General features: G+C 63.5%; 11 protein-coding genes and 1 tRNA gene. 5 read left to right on the top strand and 7 right to left on the bottom strand.

Annotated elements, in window-relative coordinates; all coding sequences use genetic code 11:
• Positions 1 to 46 precede the first annotated feature (46 nt).
• Complete coding sequence (locus tag L1K66_RS07090) at positions 47 to 1,129, top strand: alpha/beta hydrolase (protein WP_252260232.1); 1,083 nt, start codon at positions 47 to 49, stop codon at positions 1,127 to 1,129.
• Here the strand turns inward: L1K66_RS07090 and L1K66_RS07085 are convergent.
• The 3 genes from L1K66_RS07085 to L1K66_RS07075 form a co-directional block, all read right to left on the bottom strand.
• Complete coding sequence (locus L1K66_RS07085) at positions 1,126 to 2,235, bottom strand: ATP phosphoribosyltransferase regulatory subunit (protein WP_252260231.1); 1,110 nt, start codon at positions 2,233 to 2,235, stop codon at positions 1,126 to 1,128. The two genes, L1K66_RS07090 and L1K66_RS07085, sit on opposite strands and share 4 nt — an antisense overlap.
• A gap of 91 nt (positions 2,236 to 2,326) precedes the next feature.
• The gene (gene serA, locus L1K66_RS07080; protein ID WP_252260230.1) at positions 2,327 to 3,910 is read right to left on the bottom strand and encodes a phosphoglycerate dehydrogenase; all 1,584 of its coding nucleotides are present in this window, start codon (positions 3,908 to 3,910) and stop codon (positions 2,327 to 2,329) included.
• 100 nt (positions 3,911 to 4,010) lie between these two features.
• Positions 4,011 to 5,189: a phosphoserine transaminase gene (locus L1K66_RS07075; protein ID WP_034952542.1), complete on the bottom strand. Its 1,179-nt coding sequence runs from the start codon at positions 5,187 to 5,189 to the stop codon at positions 4,011 to 4,013.
• A gap of 181 nt (positions 5,190 to 5,370) precedes the next feature.
• On the opposite strand from L1K66_RS07075, the gene L1K66_RS07070 reads away from it, so the two are divergent.
• Entirely contained in the window at positions 5,371 to 6,582 is a 1,212-nt protein-coding gene (locus L1K66_RS07070) for a glycosyltransferase family 4 protein (RefSeq protein WP_252260229.1), read from the top strand.
• 4 nt (positions 6,583 to 6,586) lie between these two features.
• On the opposite strand, the gene L1K66_RS07065 is transcribed toward L1K66_RS07070, so the two are convergent.
• Positions 6,587 to 7,048: a hypothetical protein gene (locus tag L1K66_RS07065; RefSeq protein ID WP_252260228.1), complete on the bottom strand. Its 462-nt coding sequence runs from the start codon at positions 7,046 to 7,048 to the stop codon at positions 6,587 to 6,589.
• Between the two features lie 65 nt (positions 7,049 to 7,113).
• On the bottom strand, positions 7,114 to 7,767 hold the full coding sequence (locus tag L1K66_RS07060) for a PadR family transcriptional regulator (RefSeq protein ID WP_252260227.1): 654 nt from the start codon (positions 7,765 to 7,767) through the stop codon (positions 7,114 to 7,116).
• A gap of 103 nt (positions 7,768 to 7,870) precedes the next feature.
• Here L1K66_RS07060 and L1K66_RS07055 point away from each other — a divergent pair, with 103 nt between their 5' ends.
• Positions 7,871 to 9,211 carry a replication-associated recombination protein A gene (locus L1K66_RS07055; protein ID WP_252260226.1) on the top strand — a complete coding sequence of 447 codons (1,341 nt, stop codon included), beginning with the start codon at positions 7,871 to 7,873 and terminating at the stop codon, positions 9,209 to 9,211.
• Positions 9,195 to 10,097: a hypothetical protein gene (locus L1K66_RS07050; RefSeq protein WP_252260225.1), complete on the top strand. Its 903-nt coding sequence runs from the start codon at positions 9,195 to 9,197 to the stop codon at positions 10,095 to 10,097. Before L1K66_RS07055 ends, L1K66_RS07050 begins: the two co-directional genes overlap by 17 nt.
• Before the next feature lie 45 nt (positions 10,098 to 10,142).
• On the opposite strand, the gene L1K66_RS07045 is transcribed toward L1K66_RS07050, so the two are convergent.
• The gene (locus L1K66_RS07045; protein ID WP_252260224.1) at positions 10,143 to 10,559 is read right to left on the bottom strand and encodes a TM2 domain-containing protein; all 417 of its coding nucleotides are present in this window, start codon (positions 10,557 to 10,559) and stop codon (positions 10,143 to 10,145) included.
• A 183-nt stretch (positions 10,560 to 10,742) separates the two neighbouring features.
• On the opposite strand from L1K66_RS07045, the gene L1K66_RS07040 reads away from it, so the two are divergent.
• Positions 10,743 to 10,818, top strand: a tRNA-Thr gene (locus tag L1K66_RS07040).
• Between the two features lie 91 nt (positions 10,819 to 10,909).
• On the opposite strand, the gene L1K66_RS07035 is transcribed toward L1K66_RS07040, so the two are convergent.
• Positions 10,910 to 14,890, bottom strand: a complete 3,981-nt coding sequence (locus L1K66_RS07035; protein ID WP_252260223.1) for a beta strand repeat-containing protein — start codon at positions 14,888 to 14,890, stop codon at positions 10,910 to 10,912.
• Between the last annotated feature and the right edge of the window lie 144 nt (positions 14,891 to 15,034).

The raw sequence follows: 15,034 nt of genomic DNA, 5'->3' as shown, positions 1-15,034 counted from the left end.
TAATCTTTTGAGTGTGAATAACAGCTTAATTGTGGGAGCCCGCCGAATGTCTTCACCCCTGAAATTTCCCGCAGCCGTTCTGGCGCTTGGCGCTGCTGCCAGTGCGATGATCGCCCTGCCGCTGTTGGCGCAATCGCAGGGCCAGAACCGCCTGCCGCGTGAATGTGTAGCGGAAATCCGCGATCTGTGCGCGCAGGACGGGGCGCGGGATCGCGGCGCGATCAGGGAATGCCTGCGCGAGAAGCGCTCCGAATTGTCGAGCGATTGCGCCGCGCAATTGCGCAGTCGCATGGAGCAACGCCGGTCCGGTGCAGGCGGAGCGCGCGGCGCGGCGGCTTTGGTCAATCCCTATCAGGCGCTGGCGAAGCCCGATCGCACGGTGATCTATGGCGAACATCAGCGCCAGCAGGTCGATGTCTACGAACCGGCGGACGCGGTCGAGCCGCTGCCGCTAGTGGTCTTCATCCACGGCGGCGGGTGGACGATGGGCAGCCATCAGGCGGTGCAGACCAAGCCCGCCTTCTTCAACGATGCCGGATATTACTTCGCCTCCGCCGGATACCGGCTGGTGCCCGATGTGACTGTGGAACAGCAGGCCGCCGATCTTGGCGAAGGCTTGCGCGCACTGCTGGGGCAGGCGTCAGCAATCGGCTTCGATCCGGGCAATATCGTGCTGATGGGCCACAGCGCGGGCGCGCATCTGGCGGCGCTGCTGGCTACCGATCCGGCATATGCGGGCGATGCCTTTGGCGCGATCCGGGGCGTGGTGCTGCTTGACGGGGCGGGCTACGATGTCGCCGCCAATATGGCCGAAGGCGGGCCGCAGGTCTGGCAGATCTACAACCGCGCCTTCGGGCGGGATCCCGCGCGGCAGGCGGCGCTTTCGCCCATCACCCATGTCGGCGGGCCGGATGCGCCGCACTGGCTGGGCCTCTATGTTGCCGAACGCGCAATGGCCAAAAGCCAGACCGAGGCGCTGATCGCAGCACTGGCGCAGGCAGGGGCGGATGCGAGCGCGGTGCCAATCTCCGACATCGACCACAGCCGCATGAACCGTGAACTGGGCACCGAAGCAGGCGCCGCGCAAAGCGAGGCGGTAATCGCGTTTCTGGACGCGGTCACGGGTTAGAGCGGCGCAGTCTCCGTGCCGCGCAGCACGTGGGTGCAGCCCAATGCGGCCGGGTCTTCGTTTTCGCCGATCTGGGCGATAGTCCGCGCGCCTTCGCTGCGCAGCTTGGCAGCGGCGGCGGGATCGTGACCGAGCGCGAGATAGACCTTGCGCGCCGCGTCGGGCTCAGCCGCTCCTTCGGCAAGGCGATCGAGATAGAGCGTGAACCCGGTCGCCGCTTCGTCGCTGCCGCCGATGCGATAGGTTCCGCCCCGGCCCACGGCGCCGCGTACGCCCTCGGCATAGAGGGTGAAGCCCAGCCATGACTGGTATTCGAACCCGTGCCGCTCGGTCGGGTCGAGCGTGATGCGCGCGCTGTCTCCGATGCGTCCGGCAATCGCCGCCAGCCCTTCGATCCGCGAGGTGAGTGCCCCGGCCTTGTCGAATTCACGCAGCGCATCAAGCGCCTCGGCAAAGGGGCCGGTGGCATAAAGCAGCGGCAGGTAATCCGCCCCGCCCACCGCCTTCAATCCGCCAGCGTCCTTGGTATCCAGTTCGCGCCGGATCGCTTCGACCGTCTCCGCATCCAGCGCCGCATCCTGCGCTGCGAGCGTGTCTACGAGGTCGGGCAGAGTGAAATCGACCGAAATCCCCGAAAGGCCCGCAGCCTGACAGGTCTCGATCGCGGTGGTGACAATCTCGCTCGCCGCGGCGACGGTATCGGCCCCGATCAGTTCCCCGCCAAGCTGCAAACGTTCGCGCGCCGGATCGAGCTGGCTGGCCTTGATCACGGCAGTGTCACCGCAATAGGCCAGCCGCAGCGGGCGCGGCGCATTGGCCATGCTGGTGGCGGCGATGCGGCCGATCTGCGGGGTGATATCGCTGCGCAGCGCAAGCGTGCGCAGGCTGACCGGATCGACGAAGCGAAAACACCGCTGCGTCGCCACCCCGGCAGGCATACGGCTTGCAAGCGTGCGTTCGAATTCGAGCAGCGGCGGACGCACCCGGTCGTATCCGTGCGCGTCCAGCACATCCAGACACGCGCGCATTGCGCGGGTGATCCTCGCGGCGGAAGCCGGCAGGCGGTCTTCAAGCCCTTCGGGCAGGAGATCAGAGCTTTTGTTCATCGCATGCGCGCTTAGCGATCATTCACAAAGGCGTGAAGGGGTTTGCCACCCGGCGACGGAGGCGACCGCATCCGGGTGGCGAATTGCATGATCAGAAGCTCAGTGCCTTGACTGTCTTGACCCCTTCGACCCCGGCGGCTTCGGCGATCACGTCAGGGCCGACTTCTTCGTCGAGGCTCAGCAGCAGCACCGCTTCGCAGCCTGCATCCCGGCGACCGAGGTTGAAGGTGCCGATGTTGATGCCCTTCGATCCCAGCAGCGTGCCGATGCGGCCGATGAAGCCCGGCTTGTCGTCGTTGACGACGTACAGCATGTGGCCATCCAGATCGGCTTCGATGCCGATGCCGAAAATCTCGACCAGACGCGGTGCGTCCTTGCCGAACAGCGTCCCCGCGACGGAACGCGTGCCCTGCTCGGTTTCGACCGAAACGCGGATCAGCGTGTTGAACGCGCCATCGCGGGTCTGGCGGATTTCCGACACTTCCAGCCCGCGCTCCTTGGCGAGGAACGGCGCATTGACCATGTTCACAGTGTCCGAATAGCGGCGCATGAAGCCCGCCAGCACCGCGCCGGTGATCGGCTTGCCCGAAAGCTCAGCCGCCGCGCCTTCGCGTTCGATGCTGATCTTGGTCAGATTGCCGTGCGCCAGCTGCCCGACAAGGCTGCCGAGCTTTTCGGCGAGCGCCATGTAAGGCTTCAGCTTGGGCGCTTCTTCCGCCGATAGCGAAGGCATGTTGAGCGCGTTGGTGACGCCGCCGTTGACGAGGTAATCGGCCATCTGTTCGGCCACCTGCAAGGCGACATTGACCTGCGCTTCGGTTGTCGATGCGCCAAGGTGCGGGGTGCAGATGAAGTTGGGTGCGCCGAACAGCGGGTTTTCCTTCGCCGGTTCAACCGCGAACACATCCAATGCCGCCCCTGCGACCTGGCCGCTTTCGAGGCAATCCTTCAGCGCCGCCTCGTCAATCAGCCCGCCGCGCGCGCAGTTGATGATGCGGATGCCCTTCTTCGCCCCTTCGAGCCGTTCGCGGCTGAGGATGTTGCGGGTTTCATCTGTCAGCGGGGTGTGCAGCGTGACGAAATCGGCGCGCGACAGCAGCGTGTCGAGGTCGACCTTCTCCACGCCCATTTCCACCGCGCGATCCTCCGTCAGGAAGGGATCATAGGCGATCACCTTCATCTTGAGGCCAAGCGCGCGGCTGGCGACGATCGAGCCGATGTTGCCCGCCCCGATCAGGCCCAGCGTCTTGTTGGTCAGTTCCACGCCCATAAAGCCGCTCTTGGGCCATTCGCCCGCCTGCGTCTGGACATTGGCGTCGGGAATTTGCCGCGCCAGCGCGAACATCAGCGCGATTGCGTGTTCTGCGGTGGTGATCGAGTTGCCGAACGGGGTGTTCATCACCACCACGCCTTTGGAACTGGCGCAGGGGATATCGACGTTGTCCACCCCGATCCCGGCGCGGCCGATGACCTTCAGATTGGTCGCCGCGTCAAGGATCGCCTTGGTCACCTTGGTCGAGGAACGGATGGCGAGGCCATCGTATTCGCCGATGCGGGCGGTCAGTTCTTCGGGAGTTTCGCCGGTGATCACATCGACATCGCAACCGCGCTCTTCGAAAATGCGTGCGGCGTTCGGGTCCATCTTGTCAGAGATGAGTACTTTGGGTTTGGTCATGGTAAATTCCTGTGTGCGCTCCTGCGATTACAGGAGCCCAGTCTGCTGGGGTTGATGCACGGGAGAGCGCCCCGCCGCTGGCGGGGGCGCAAGGATGAGGTCAGCCGTTCTTGACGGTTTCGTAGGCCCATTCGATCCACGGCAGGAGGCGTTCGATATCCTCCGCCTCGACCGTGCCGCCGCACCAGATGCGCAGGGACGGCGGTGCGTCGCGATAGCCGTTGAAGTCATAGCCGACGTGGCGTTCTTCCAGCAGCTTGACGATCTTCTTGGGCACCGCGGCCTGATCTTCAGGCGACAGGCTGTCGTACCATTCGCCGGTGAACTTCATGCAGACGCCGGTGTTGGTGCGCTTGGCCGGGTCGGAAACCATGTTCTTCAGCCACGGCTTCGCCTCGATCCAGTCCTTGACGATCTTGGCGTTACGGTCAGCGCGTTCGAACAGGGCCTTGCGCCCGCCGATCGACTTCGCCCATTCGAGCGCGGCGATGTAATCTTCGGTTGCCAGCATCGACGGCGTGTTGATCGTTTCGCCGACGAAAATGCCCTGGTTGATCTTGTCGCCCTTCTTCAGGCGGAACAGCTTGGGCAGCGGCCATGCCGGATCATAGCTTTCGATCCGCGCCACGGCCTTGGGGCTGAGGATCAGCATGCCGTGCTGGGCTTCCGATCCCATGATCTTCTGCCAGCTGAAGGTGGTCGCATCGAGCTTTGCCCAGTCCATCTCCATCGCGAAGATGGCGCTGGTGGCGTCGTTGATGGTGATCCCTTCGCGGCCCGGCTCCAACCAGTCGGTGTTCGGGATTTTTGCGCCCGAGGTCGTGCCGTTCCAGGTGAAGACGACATCGTTGCGCTGCGGGATCGTGGTGAGATCGGGAATTTCGCCGTAATCGGCGGTCATGGTTTGCAGGTTGGGCAGCTTGAGCTGCTTCACCGCATCCTGAATCCACACATTGCCAAAGCTTTCCCACGCGGCGACCGTCACCGGGCGCGCAGGATCGAGCATGGTCCACATCGCGCATTCGAGCGCGCCGGTGTCCGATGCGGGCATGATCCCGATCAGGTAATCATCGGGCACGCCCAGCAGTTCGCGGGTGAGGTCGATCGCGTATTTGAGACGCGCCTTGCCCAGCGCGGAGCGGTGCGAACGCCCGAGCGAATCGGTTTTCAATTTGTCGAGGGACCATCCGGGGAACTTGACCGTCGGGCCGGATGAAAATTGCGGACGCTCAGGCTTGAGCGGGGGCTCGTGCAAGAGCCCGCGTGCGTAGTCAGTCATGTATTCTCTCCTTGCAGAGAGCTCGCGCGGCGTTGGGACCGCGTGGCCCGGAGCCGCCTTTAGTGAGATGCGGGAACGAGTCAATCATTCTGTGACGCGGGCATCGTCATGGCTGCGGATAACAAACCCTCCTCCCCCCTCTCGCATTCTGCAGCGCGCTCGCCTAAAAGGCGCTCCGATCATGGACACCTCCGACCTCCGCATTGCCCTGTTCAGCGGCAACTACAACTACACTCGCGATGGCGCGAACCAGGCGCTCAATCGCCTTGTCGGCTCGCTTCTGGGCAAGGGCGCGGCGGTGCGCGTCTATTCGCCCACAGTGGCAGAGCCCGCGTTCGAGCCGACCGGCGATCTTGTCGGCACGCCATCGGTCGGAATGCCGTTCGGGCGCGGAGAATATCGCTTCCCCACCGGCCTCGGCGCGAAAGTGCGGCGCGATCTCGAAAAATTCCGGCCCAATATCGTGCACGTATCCTCGCCCGATCCGGCAGGGCATGCGGCGCTGCGTTGGGCGCAGGATTGGGACATTCCCGTTCTGGCCAGCGTCCACACACGGTTCGAAACCTATCCGCGCTATTACAACATGGCGTTTCTTGAGCCGCTGCTGATCCGCATCCTGCGGCGTTTCTACAATCGCTGCGATGCGCTGGTCGCTCCGTCGCAGAGCATGATCGACGAATTGCTGGCGATGGACATGCACGACGACATCAGCCTGTGGTCGCGCGGGGTCGACCGGACGATCTTTTCCAGCGAACGGCGCGACCTCGAGTGGCGCCGCAGCCTCGGCCTTGAAGATGATGACGTGGCCATCGTGTTCCTTGGCCGGCTGGTGATGGAAAAGGGGCTGGACGTCTTTGCCGAAACCATCGTGCAGCTGCGCAAGCGGCAGATCCCGCACAAGGTGCTGGTGATCGGCGACGGCCCGGCGCGCGGCTGGTTTCAGGATGCGCTGCCCGGCGGCATCTTCGCCGGGTTCAAGACCGGGGCCGAACTGGGTCAGGCGCTGGCAAGCGGGGACATCTTCTTCAACCCGTCGATCACCGAAACCTTTGGCAACGTCACTTTGGAAGCGATGGCGAGCGGCCTGCCGGTCGTCGCCGCAGGGGCCACTGGGGCGTCGAGCCTCGTCACCGACGGTGTGACCGGGCGGCTTGTCCCGCTGGTTGGAAAGAAGGGGGCGGAGGCTCCCGACAGCGAAGGTCTGGCAGAGGCAATCGCGCCCTATTGCACCGATCCCGCGCTGCGCAAGGCACACGGCGCGGCGGGTGAGGAACGCAGCATGGAATACAGCTGGGAAGCGATCAATCAGGTCGTCGCGGACACCTATATCCGCCTGATCGAAGACCGGCGCGCCCTGCAGGAAGCAGAGGCGGCAGCCGAAGCCGCCGCCTGATCGCTTACTTCAGCACACCCGAACGCTGCACCCAGACCGAATAGGCCAGCAGCAGCACGGCAATCGACAGCACGATGTACATCATGGGCGAGTTGCCCATTTCGGCCAGTTCGGGCGGATAATCGGCGCCTGCCTGATAGACCATCGATCCGATCACACCCACGATCGAAGCGGCGAAAGCGAAGATGGCAAAGCGGCTGCGTGCCAGCAGCAGGAAGGCTCCCGCCAGACCGCCCCATACGCCCAGCGCCCATGCGGCATCGGCCCATGCCGGGGCAGCGCCCAGAAAATCGAGCATGGTCTTCGCGGTCGCCTCGTCGAAACCCATCGAGGTGATCCATTCGATATTGCCCAGCTGCGTCATGGTGTAATCGGTCGCGCCGAACGCGTTCCAGAACACAGCAATCGCGCCAACCACCCACAGGTGCCACGGCGTCTTTGGCGGTCCGCCCAGCCTGCTGTTCATGATCATCCCCTCCCCGTATCGGTGCGACCCGACCCGGTGAAGAGGATGTCACAGTGCGGGCTTGCTCACAAGCGTTCGATACGCTTGGCGACCTCGTCGATAATGTCGACGATCTGGTCGATCGTCTGCTGGTCGAGCTTTCCGGCCTTGGCCCGGTTCTTGAGCACATTGGCGAGATTGCCCATTGCCCGGAACAGATCAGGCGATTTCTCGCGCACGCGCTCGGCCCTTTCGCCATGTTCGCCAAGGCGGCCCATCAGTTCTTCGACCTCGTCTGCGCGGTCCTCCAGCTCGGCCTTGCCCGATTTGGTGACCTTGAACGGCTTCTTGCCGCCGGCATCCTCGTCGTCTTCGCTCGACTTGGTCTTGGCCGGTTTGATCTGGCCTTCTTCTTCGAGCATCTGCAGCTTCGGATAGACCGCGCCGGGCGAAGGCGCGTAGCTGCCGCCAGTCATGTCTTCGATCGCGCGGATCAGTTCATAGCCGTGGCGCGGTTCGCGCTCGATCAGGGCCAGCAGCGCGAGGCGCAATTCGCCCTGCGCGAACATCCGTCCGCGCCGCTTGCGCCGGGGGCGTTCGTCACCGTCGCTCCAATCGCGCCCGCGCCGACGCGATCCGCGAGTTTCGCTTTCCCATTCGCTGGCCGCTGAAGCCGCCATCATCGCAATCATCGGGCCAAGGTTGTTCCACCCGCCACGACCGCCTCTATTCCAATTCATACCATCCTCCAGATAGGTCTTTCTGGTTTAAAGATATATCTTCGACCTATCGAAACAAGTCCCGTATGGCTTTTTCCGACGAAGGGCTTACCTCACCTGACAAATGGCAGACTTGTTCGGAAATGATGCCCCGCCCGCTCCGGCCAGAGAAGACGCGCCGCGCGATGACGCGCCGCTGGCCAACCGGCTTCGCCCGCGCACCCTCGATGAGGTGATCGGCCAGGAACATCTCACCGGCCCCGAAGGCGCGATCGGGCGGATGGTGAATGCCGGCAAGCTGTCGAGCATGATCCTGTGGGGCCCGCCCGGCACCGGCAAGACGAGCATCGCCCGGCTGCTCGCAGATGCGGTGGGAATACGCTTCGTCTCGATCAGCGCAGTGTTTTCAGGGGTTGCAGACCTCAAGAAAGCCTTTGCCGAGGCAGACCGCATGGCGCAGGCGGGTCAGAAGACGCTGTTGTTCGTGGACGAGATCCACCGGTTCAACCGCGCACAGCAGGACGGCTTCCTCCCCTTTGTCGAACGCGGCACGGTGACGCTGGTGGGCGCGACCACCGAAAACCCCAGCTTCGCGCTCAACGCGGCATTGCTCAGCCGGGCGCAGGTCCTGATCCTTGAACGGCTGGGGCATGACGCGCTCGAAGCGCTGCTGGCGCGGGCCGAGGCGCTGGAAAGCCCCCTGCCCCTTACTCCCGAAGCCCGCACCGCTCTGATCGCCAGCGCCGATGGCGACGGGCGGTTCCTGCTGGGCCAAGCCGAAACGCTCTACAATGCCGGGCTGACCGAACCGCTCGACCCGCAAGCGCTTGCCAAGTTCCTGCAACGCCGCGTCGCCGTCTATGACAAGGATCGCGACGGGCATTACAATCTGATCAGCGCGCTGCACAAATCGCTGAGGGGCAGCGACCCGCAGGCTGCGCTCTATTATCTCGCAAGGATGCTGACCGCGGGCGAGGAACCGCTCTATGTCCTGCGCCGCCTCGTGCGGTTCGCCAGCGAGGATATCGGCCTTGCCGATCCGCAGGCGCTGACTCAGTGCCTTGCGGCGAAGGAGGCCTATCAGTTCCTTGGCAGCCCCGAAGGCGAACTCGCCATCGTGCAGGCCTGCCTTTACTGCGCCACCGCACCCAAATCGAACGCCGCCTATGCCGCGCAGAAATCCGCGTTCAAGGCCGCGCGCGAAACCGGATCGCTGATGCCGCCCGCCAATATCCTCAACGCGCCGACCAAACTGATGAAGGACATCGGCTATGGCGCTGGCTATTCCTACGATCATGAGGCCGAAGAAGCCTTTTCGGGCGACAATTACTGGCCCGAAGAGATGGAGCCGCAGACCTTCTACGAGCCGGTCGAACGCGGGTTCGAGCGCAAGGTGCACGAGAGGATTGCGTATTGGGACCGGCTGAGGGCGGAGCGGGAGAACACACATGACCCGCGAATTTGACCATTTCCTCGCCGTCGACTGGTCGGGGGCCAAGGGAGAGCATCATTCCGGCATCGCGCTTGCCATCGCCGAACCCGACGGGCCGCCGGTATTGGTCGAACCGCCCAGCGGCGGATGGTCGCGCACCGAAGTGCTCTCGATCCTGCGCGACGATCTGCCCGCCAACACGCTCGTCGGCGTGGACCTCGGCATATCGCTGCCGTTCAACGATGCGGGTGCTTTCTTTCCCGGCTGGGATCGTTCACCGACCCATGCCAAGAAGCTTTGGGCGCTCATCGACGAGATTTGCGCCGACGATCCGCATCTGGGCGCGCACAGCTTTCTCGATCACCCGCAGGCGCGCGAATACTTCCGCCACGGCAAAGATGACGAAGGCGAACATTTCCACCTGCCCGATGCGATCACCCGCGAAGGGCGTTTTCGCGAGGCCGAAATCGCCCAGCGCCGGATGAAGTGCCGCCCGGTTAGCAATTTCAACCTCGTCGGCGCGGCGCAGGTCGGCAAGAGCTCGCTTACGGGGATGCGCATGCTCCACCAGTTGCGCGGACATCTGCCGGTGTGGCCGATGGACCCGGTGCCTGATCGCATGATCAAAAAGGGCGGATCGCTGCTGGTAGAAATCTACACCGGCCTCGCTTCGAAAGAGGCCGCCACGCTCAGCGGGGCGCGCACCAAATTGCTGACCTATGGCGATCTCAACGTCGCGCTGGAGGCCTTGGGGAGCCCACCGGTGCGACAATATGGCGAGGTGGACGATCATTCGTCCGACGCGCTGCTGACGGCGGCATGGCTGCGCAAGGCGGCCAAGGACAAACGGCGGTGGGAACCGCGTTTCCTGACCGCCGAGATCGCTTGGACCGAAGGCTGGACGTTCGGAGCGCTGTAGTTGGCGTTCGCCCATCCGGGCGAACTCCTCGGTGTGGTCAAATTTCTAGCGATAGAGTTCGGAGAAGCTGTCGCGGCGCTCTTTCTTGTAGCCGGTGGCGCGCAGGTCTTCGAGCATGGCCTGGCGCTTGGCATCCAGTTCGGTCGGGATTTGACCAGGTTCGCCAGGCGCCGCACCGCCCTTTTTCTCAGGGCCATAGATCATGTCGATCGTCTTGAGATTGCGCTCATTGATCATGCCGGGGATGAGGAACGCGTCGATGATCCACCACCACAGCGTCACCAGCACGAAACCCACCACGGTGAAGCTGAGCAGCATCTGCGCAATCCCTGACTTTGTCTTGCCCGCATACATCCGGTGCACGCCCAGCCAGCCAAGGAACAGCCACAGGAGGTAAGCCACCCCCTTGGACTTCTCATTCTGCTCGAACAGCATCTGTTTCTTGAGGTCTTCGTCCACCATCAGCCCCTTTGTTCTGTCGCTAAGATGTATCTTAACGTCAGCGATGGCAAGCCTGTGAGGCGGATCATCGACCAAGCGCCAAGTGCGTTCGGCAAGCGGCGGATTTTGCGCTCTGGACTTTTGTCCCCGCTTTCGGCTAGCGGGCTGCGACTTGATCTCGCGGCGATCATTCGCGCGTATCGGGCCGGTTTAGCTCAGTTGGTAGAGCAGTTGATTTGTAATCATCAGGCCAGGGGTTCGAATCCTCTAACCGGCACCATTTCCCCCACCCATTCCGGCACGCCCTGCCCTTGACGACAAAAGGCCCGGCCGCTTGCGCAGCCGGGCCTTCTTGCCGGACGGGATTCGCCTCAGAACGCGATGCGCGCCGTCACATGCGCCGAATGGGCATCGTAGCCATCGGCAAAGTCGCCAAGATAGCCCAGTTCGAACGACACGTTCTGTGTGACGTCGACGCTGGCCCCGGCGGCAAGCTCGAACCGGTCCTGTTCGCGCAGCGGCAGCACCGTGGTGAACGGCGTGAGCTGGGCCGAACTGAGCGTGACCAGCCGCTGATCGTCGGACAGGTCGTGGATGATCGTGCCGCGCACGAAACCGTCGACCTTGTCCGAAACCCGCGCCCCGAATTCGATTCCGCCGCGCAGCTCGAAGAACTCCGCATCGTCGCGGGCCACGGTAAGGCCGAAACCGCCCGCTTCGACCGCATCGTCAAAGCTGATCGTCGCGCCGTTGATCCCCACGGACGGGGTCAGCGAAACATTTTCGTCGGGCAGCAGGTCGAACCCGGCGACCGCGCTATAGGCAAAGCCGTCGAAATCCTGCGCCGAGTTGATCGTCCCCAGCGCGCCTGCGCGGGTGCTTTCGATCTCACCGGTGAGATAGGCGACCTCGCCATTCAGGAAGCCGCGTTCGGCAAAGCTGGTGGCGACGTAAACGCCCAGCTTGATGCTTTCGATATCGGTCTGGCCGCGCAGCGCGCCATTCGCGCCGAGATCGTCATTCTCGATATCGGCATAGCTGGCGAGCACGCCGATCTGCCCCATTTCGCCGAACACGAAATCACCCCCGACGGTGAAGATCGTCTGGCTGCTTTCGTATCCGCCCTGCGATGCCGAGAAGCCGTCCTGATCGGCGCCACGCAGGATGAATTCACCCCACACGCCCGACTCGTCGCTCAACAGATGGCGGTTGAGCGCATCGCTCGCCGCGCTGGAGCTTTCGAAGATTTCGCGGCCCGCTCCTTCGTTGAGGTTGGGCAGCGCATCCAGCGCCAGCGCCTGATAGGCGTCGAAATCGGGCAGGTTGTTGACCAGGTCGAAGTTGGCCTGGCTCAGCGTGCCCGCGTTCAAGCCGCCCGTCAGGCCGAGGCCGAAGGCCGCGACATTGGGATCGGTCGCATTGGCCAGCGGGTTCACCGCGTTGACCTGCACCGCCAGCGAACCGAGGACGGGGACGTAATCGACTAGCAGATCGTCATCGATGATGTTGATGACCGCGCCATTGTCGGTGAAGCCGGTGCCGTCCTGCAGCACGGTGACGGTCTGGCCGATCAGCGCCACGTCCAGCGGCGTCTCGATCGTGATGACTGCTGTGTTTTCCAGCGTCATCGCGCCGGTGGAAGTGAGCGAATCCACGCCCAGCCCCAGCACGACCTCGCCCACGATCACGACATCGCCATCAACCGTGCGATCCCCGACGATCCGCGCGTCATTGAGCGTGCCGCCGAGGTCGGAGCCGAACTGGTAGGTTTCGAAGCCGAAGAAATTGTCGGCATCAAGGGTGCCTGCGATGATCGCGGTATCGTTGCCCAGTCCGCCGAAGATCGAACCCGCGACGCTCGATGCACTGCCTTCGAGGATGAAGCTATCGTCGCCTGCTTCGAGATCGATGTTGCCGGTGACGCTGGCGCCGGTCCATTGCTGGAATTCATCGTTGCCATTGCCGAGCAGCGCCGCATCGCCCATCCGGCCGATGATCGTGCCGAAGTTGACGACCTGCTGGCTGCCATCGTTGGTGTCGGGGCTGTCCTGATTGCCCGACGACGCGACGATGCCGATGTCACCCCGGATGATGCCGCCGGCAAGGTTCGTCACCACGCCGTCTTCATTGCCGTCGGTTCCCGCATCAAAATCGATCGCCGCATCAAGCTCCGGAGTGGTGCCGCCGATCACCAGCGAACCGTTGGGATCGCTCGAGAGGCTTTCGATCGTGCCCGAGTTGGTGATCGTGCCCGAATTCAGCTCAAGCCCGTCGTTCTGACCGCCCTGGATCAGGCCGGTGTTGGTGATCGTGACATTGTCGCCGCCGTCGATCGCGTCGTCATTGGGGGCGATGATTTCGCCGTCGTTGATGACGACAAGCCCCGGACCGTCAGCCTCCACCGCTTCGTCGAGATTGCTGACGATGCGGCCGGTGGCAGAGTTGGTGAGAGTGAAGTTCGCCTCGCCCTCGATCCCTTTCCAGTCGGAAGTGATCAGGCCGTTATTGGTCACGGAAAGCCCGTCGCCAGCGTCGATCACCTTGGTATCGACACCGATGTTCGTAATCGTGCCATTGTTCACCAGCGTAAGGTTTGCGCCCGTCTGGATCGTGTCGGATGTGCCGGCGGCAGAGATCGTGCCGCCCGCTTCGTTGGTGATCGTCGCCCCGTCGCGGGCGTCGATGGCGCGGGAATTGCCGGTCGTCTCGATCGAGCCGGAGTTCACCAGCGTCAGCCCGTCCGTGGCGCCAAGCGCGAAGGACCCGTCGCCCGATGTGGAAAGCGTTCCGCTGTTGTTGACCGTCGCGCCCGAAGTCACCGAAAGCGCGCGCGAACCTGCGCCCGCTGTCGCCACATCGCCGCTGTTCGTGATCTGGGCATCGGCAAGCGCGCGAATGCCGAATGCGGTGTCGCCGGTGGTGTCGACCGAACCCGAATTGACGATAGTCGCGGTGTTAAGCGCGACGATACCATGCGCCTCGGTGCCGGCGGTGTTGATCGAACCCGTGTTGGTGACGCTGCTGTCGCTGCGAACGCCGATGCCGACACCTTCATCGCCTGCGGTGGTGATCGATCCGTTGTTGGTGACGTCCGCCGCTTCCTGTGTATCGATGGCGATGCCGAATTCGCCCGTGGTGGCGATTGCACCGTCATTCACTACCGTCGCGCCGTCGAGCACCACGATGCCGAAGCCGGCAAGGCCATCGGTGGTGATGTTGCCTGCTGCGGTGTTGGTGATGCTGACATTGTTGCCAAAGCCGAAAACGGCGATCGCTTCGTCGCCCGAAGTCGAGATCGTGCCGCTGTTCGAAACGACGCTGCCGCCGCGCACCGATACCGCGTCAGCCAGCACGCCGCTGGTGGCGATGGTGCCGCTGTTCGACAGATCGGTGTTGGCGAGCCCGCTGACACCCGATGCGAAATCGCCGCTGGTGGTGATGGAGCCGGTGTTGACGATGGTGGTGTTGGTGATCGCGCTGATCCCGTGCGCAATCTCGCCCGAAGTGGTGATCGACCCGCTGTTGGTGACACTGCTGCCGTCGCGCACGCCGATCCCGAAGCTTTCCTCGCCCGCGGTCGCGATATTGCCGCTGTTGGTGACGCTGCCCGATTCCTGCGTGTCGATCCCGACCGAGAAATCGCCGAAGGTCTGAACCAGACCGGCGTTGTTCACCACCGCATTGTCGAGCAGGCCGACGGCAGCCGAACCGGTGCCGCTGGTAATGATCGAACCGGTGACCGAATTGGTGACGTTGATCCCGCTGGCCGGGCCGAACACGCCAAAGCTTTCCGCCCCGTCAGTCTGCACCAGGCCGTTGTTGGTGAAGCTGCTGTCCGCGCCAAGCGAGACCGCGTCCGAGAAGTTGTCCCCTGTGGTGTAGATCGTGCCGTCGTTGATCACGCTCGATCCGTCACCCGCTTCAACCGCTACCGAGAACTGGCCATCGGTCTGGATAAAGCCGCCGATGGTGACATCTGAGCCTGCTCCTGTGGCAAGGCCGCCATCCCCGTCCGCGCCGGTCTGGATCGATCCATCGACAGCTCCGGTCACCGCGCCGGTGATGATCACCGGCCCCTGCACCACGGCGCCGTCCTGGATATCAAGGCCAAGCGGATTGTCGCTCAGGTCAAAGAAGCCGTCGGGATCGGTTCCCGGAGGGCAGACAACCGTGCCGCTGATCACGACGCACTCGGCCGCGTTGGCTGGCGGCGTGGGAGCCGTCGGCGTCGGAGCAGCCACCAGCGGCGCGGGAGCCATCTGCGCCAGCGCTGTGCCGGTCAGGCTCGCTGACAGGCCGAGCATTGAAGCGCCGCCGATGGTACGAACCTTGGTTGAAACTGAAGTTGTCATTTTCTGCCTCTTGAATGGCCTTGGGGGTAGTTCGGTCGATCAAAAGGGTTTTCCCGCGCACAACGCGCGCGAAGGATCGCGACCCTTTCGATAAGGGCCCATGCAGCTTTACTTACTGGAATATTAAGAAGGTACGGTGGGCGC

It is taken from the genome of Erythrobacter aurantius, from assembly GCF_023823125.1.
GTDB lineage: Bacteria > Pseudomonadota > Alphaproteobacteria > Sphingomonadales > Sphingomonadaceae > Erythrobacter > Erythrobacter aurantius.
Note: the sequence above shows the minus strand (reverse complement) of the source record. Positions and strands in the feature narration are given on the sequence as shown.

Bases quoted from the DNA above. Each gene is read 5' to 3' on its own strand.
- L1K66_RS07090 (WP_252260232.1), top strand. From the start codon at position 47: ATGTCTTCACCCCTGAAATTTCCCGCAGCCGTTCTGGCGCTTGGCGCT.
- L1K66_RS07085 (WP_252260231.1), bottom strand. From the start codon at position 2,235: ATGAACAAAAGCTCTGATCTCCTGCCCGAAGGGCTTGAAGACCGCCTG.
- serA (WP_252260230.1), bottom strand. From the start codon at position 3,910: ATGACCAAACCCAAAGTACTCATCTCTGACAAGATGGACCCGAACGCC.
- L1K66_RS07075 (WP_034952542.1), bottom strand. From the start codon at position 5,189: ATGACTGACTACGCACGCGGGCTCTTGCACGAGCCCCCGCTCAAGCCT.
- L1K66_RS07070 (WP_252260229.1), top strand. From the start codon at position 5,371: ATGGACACCTCCGACCTCCGCATTGCCCTGTTCAGCGGCAACTACAAC.
- L1K66_RS07065 (WP_252260228.1), bottom strand. From the start codon at position 7,048: ATGAACAGCAGGCTGGGCGGACCGCCAAAGACGCCGTGGCACCTGTGG.
- L1K66_RS07060 (WP_252260227.1), bottom strand. From the start codon at position 7,767: ATGAATTGGAATAGAGGCGGTCGTGGCGGGTGGAACAACCTTGGCCCG.
- L1K66_RS07055 (WP_252260226.1), top strand. From the start codon at position 7,871: ATGGCAGACTTGTTCGGAAATGATGCCCCGCCCGCTCCGGCCAGAGAA.
- L1K66_RS07050 (WP_252260225.1), top strand. From the start codon at position 9,195: ATGACCCGCGAATTTGACCATTTCCTCGCCGTCGACTGGTCGGGGGCC.
- L1K66_RS07045 (WP_252260224.1), bottom strand. From the start codon at position 10,559: ATGGTGGACGAAGACCTCAAGAAACAGATGCTGTTCGAGCAGAATGAG.
- L1K66_RS07035 (WP_252260223.1), bottom strand. From the start codon at position 14,890: ATGACAACTTCAGTTTCAACCAAGGTTCGTACCATCGGCGGCGCTTCA.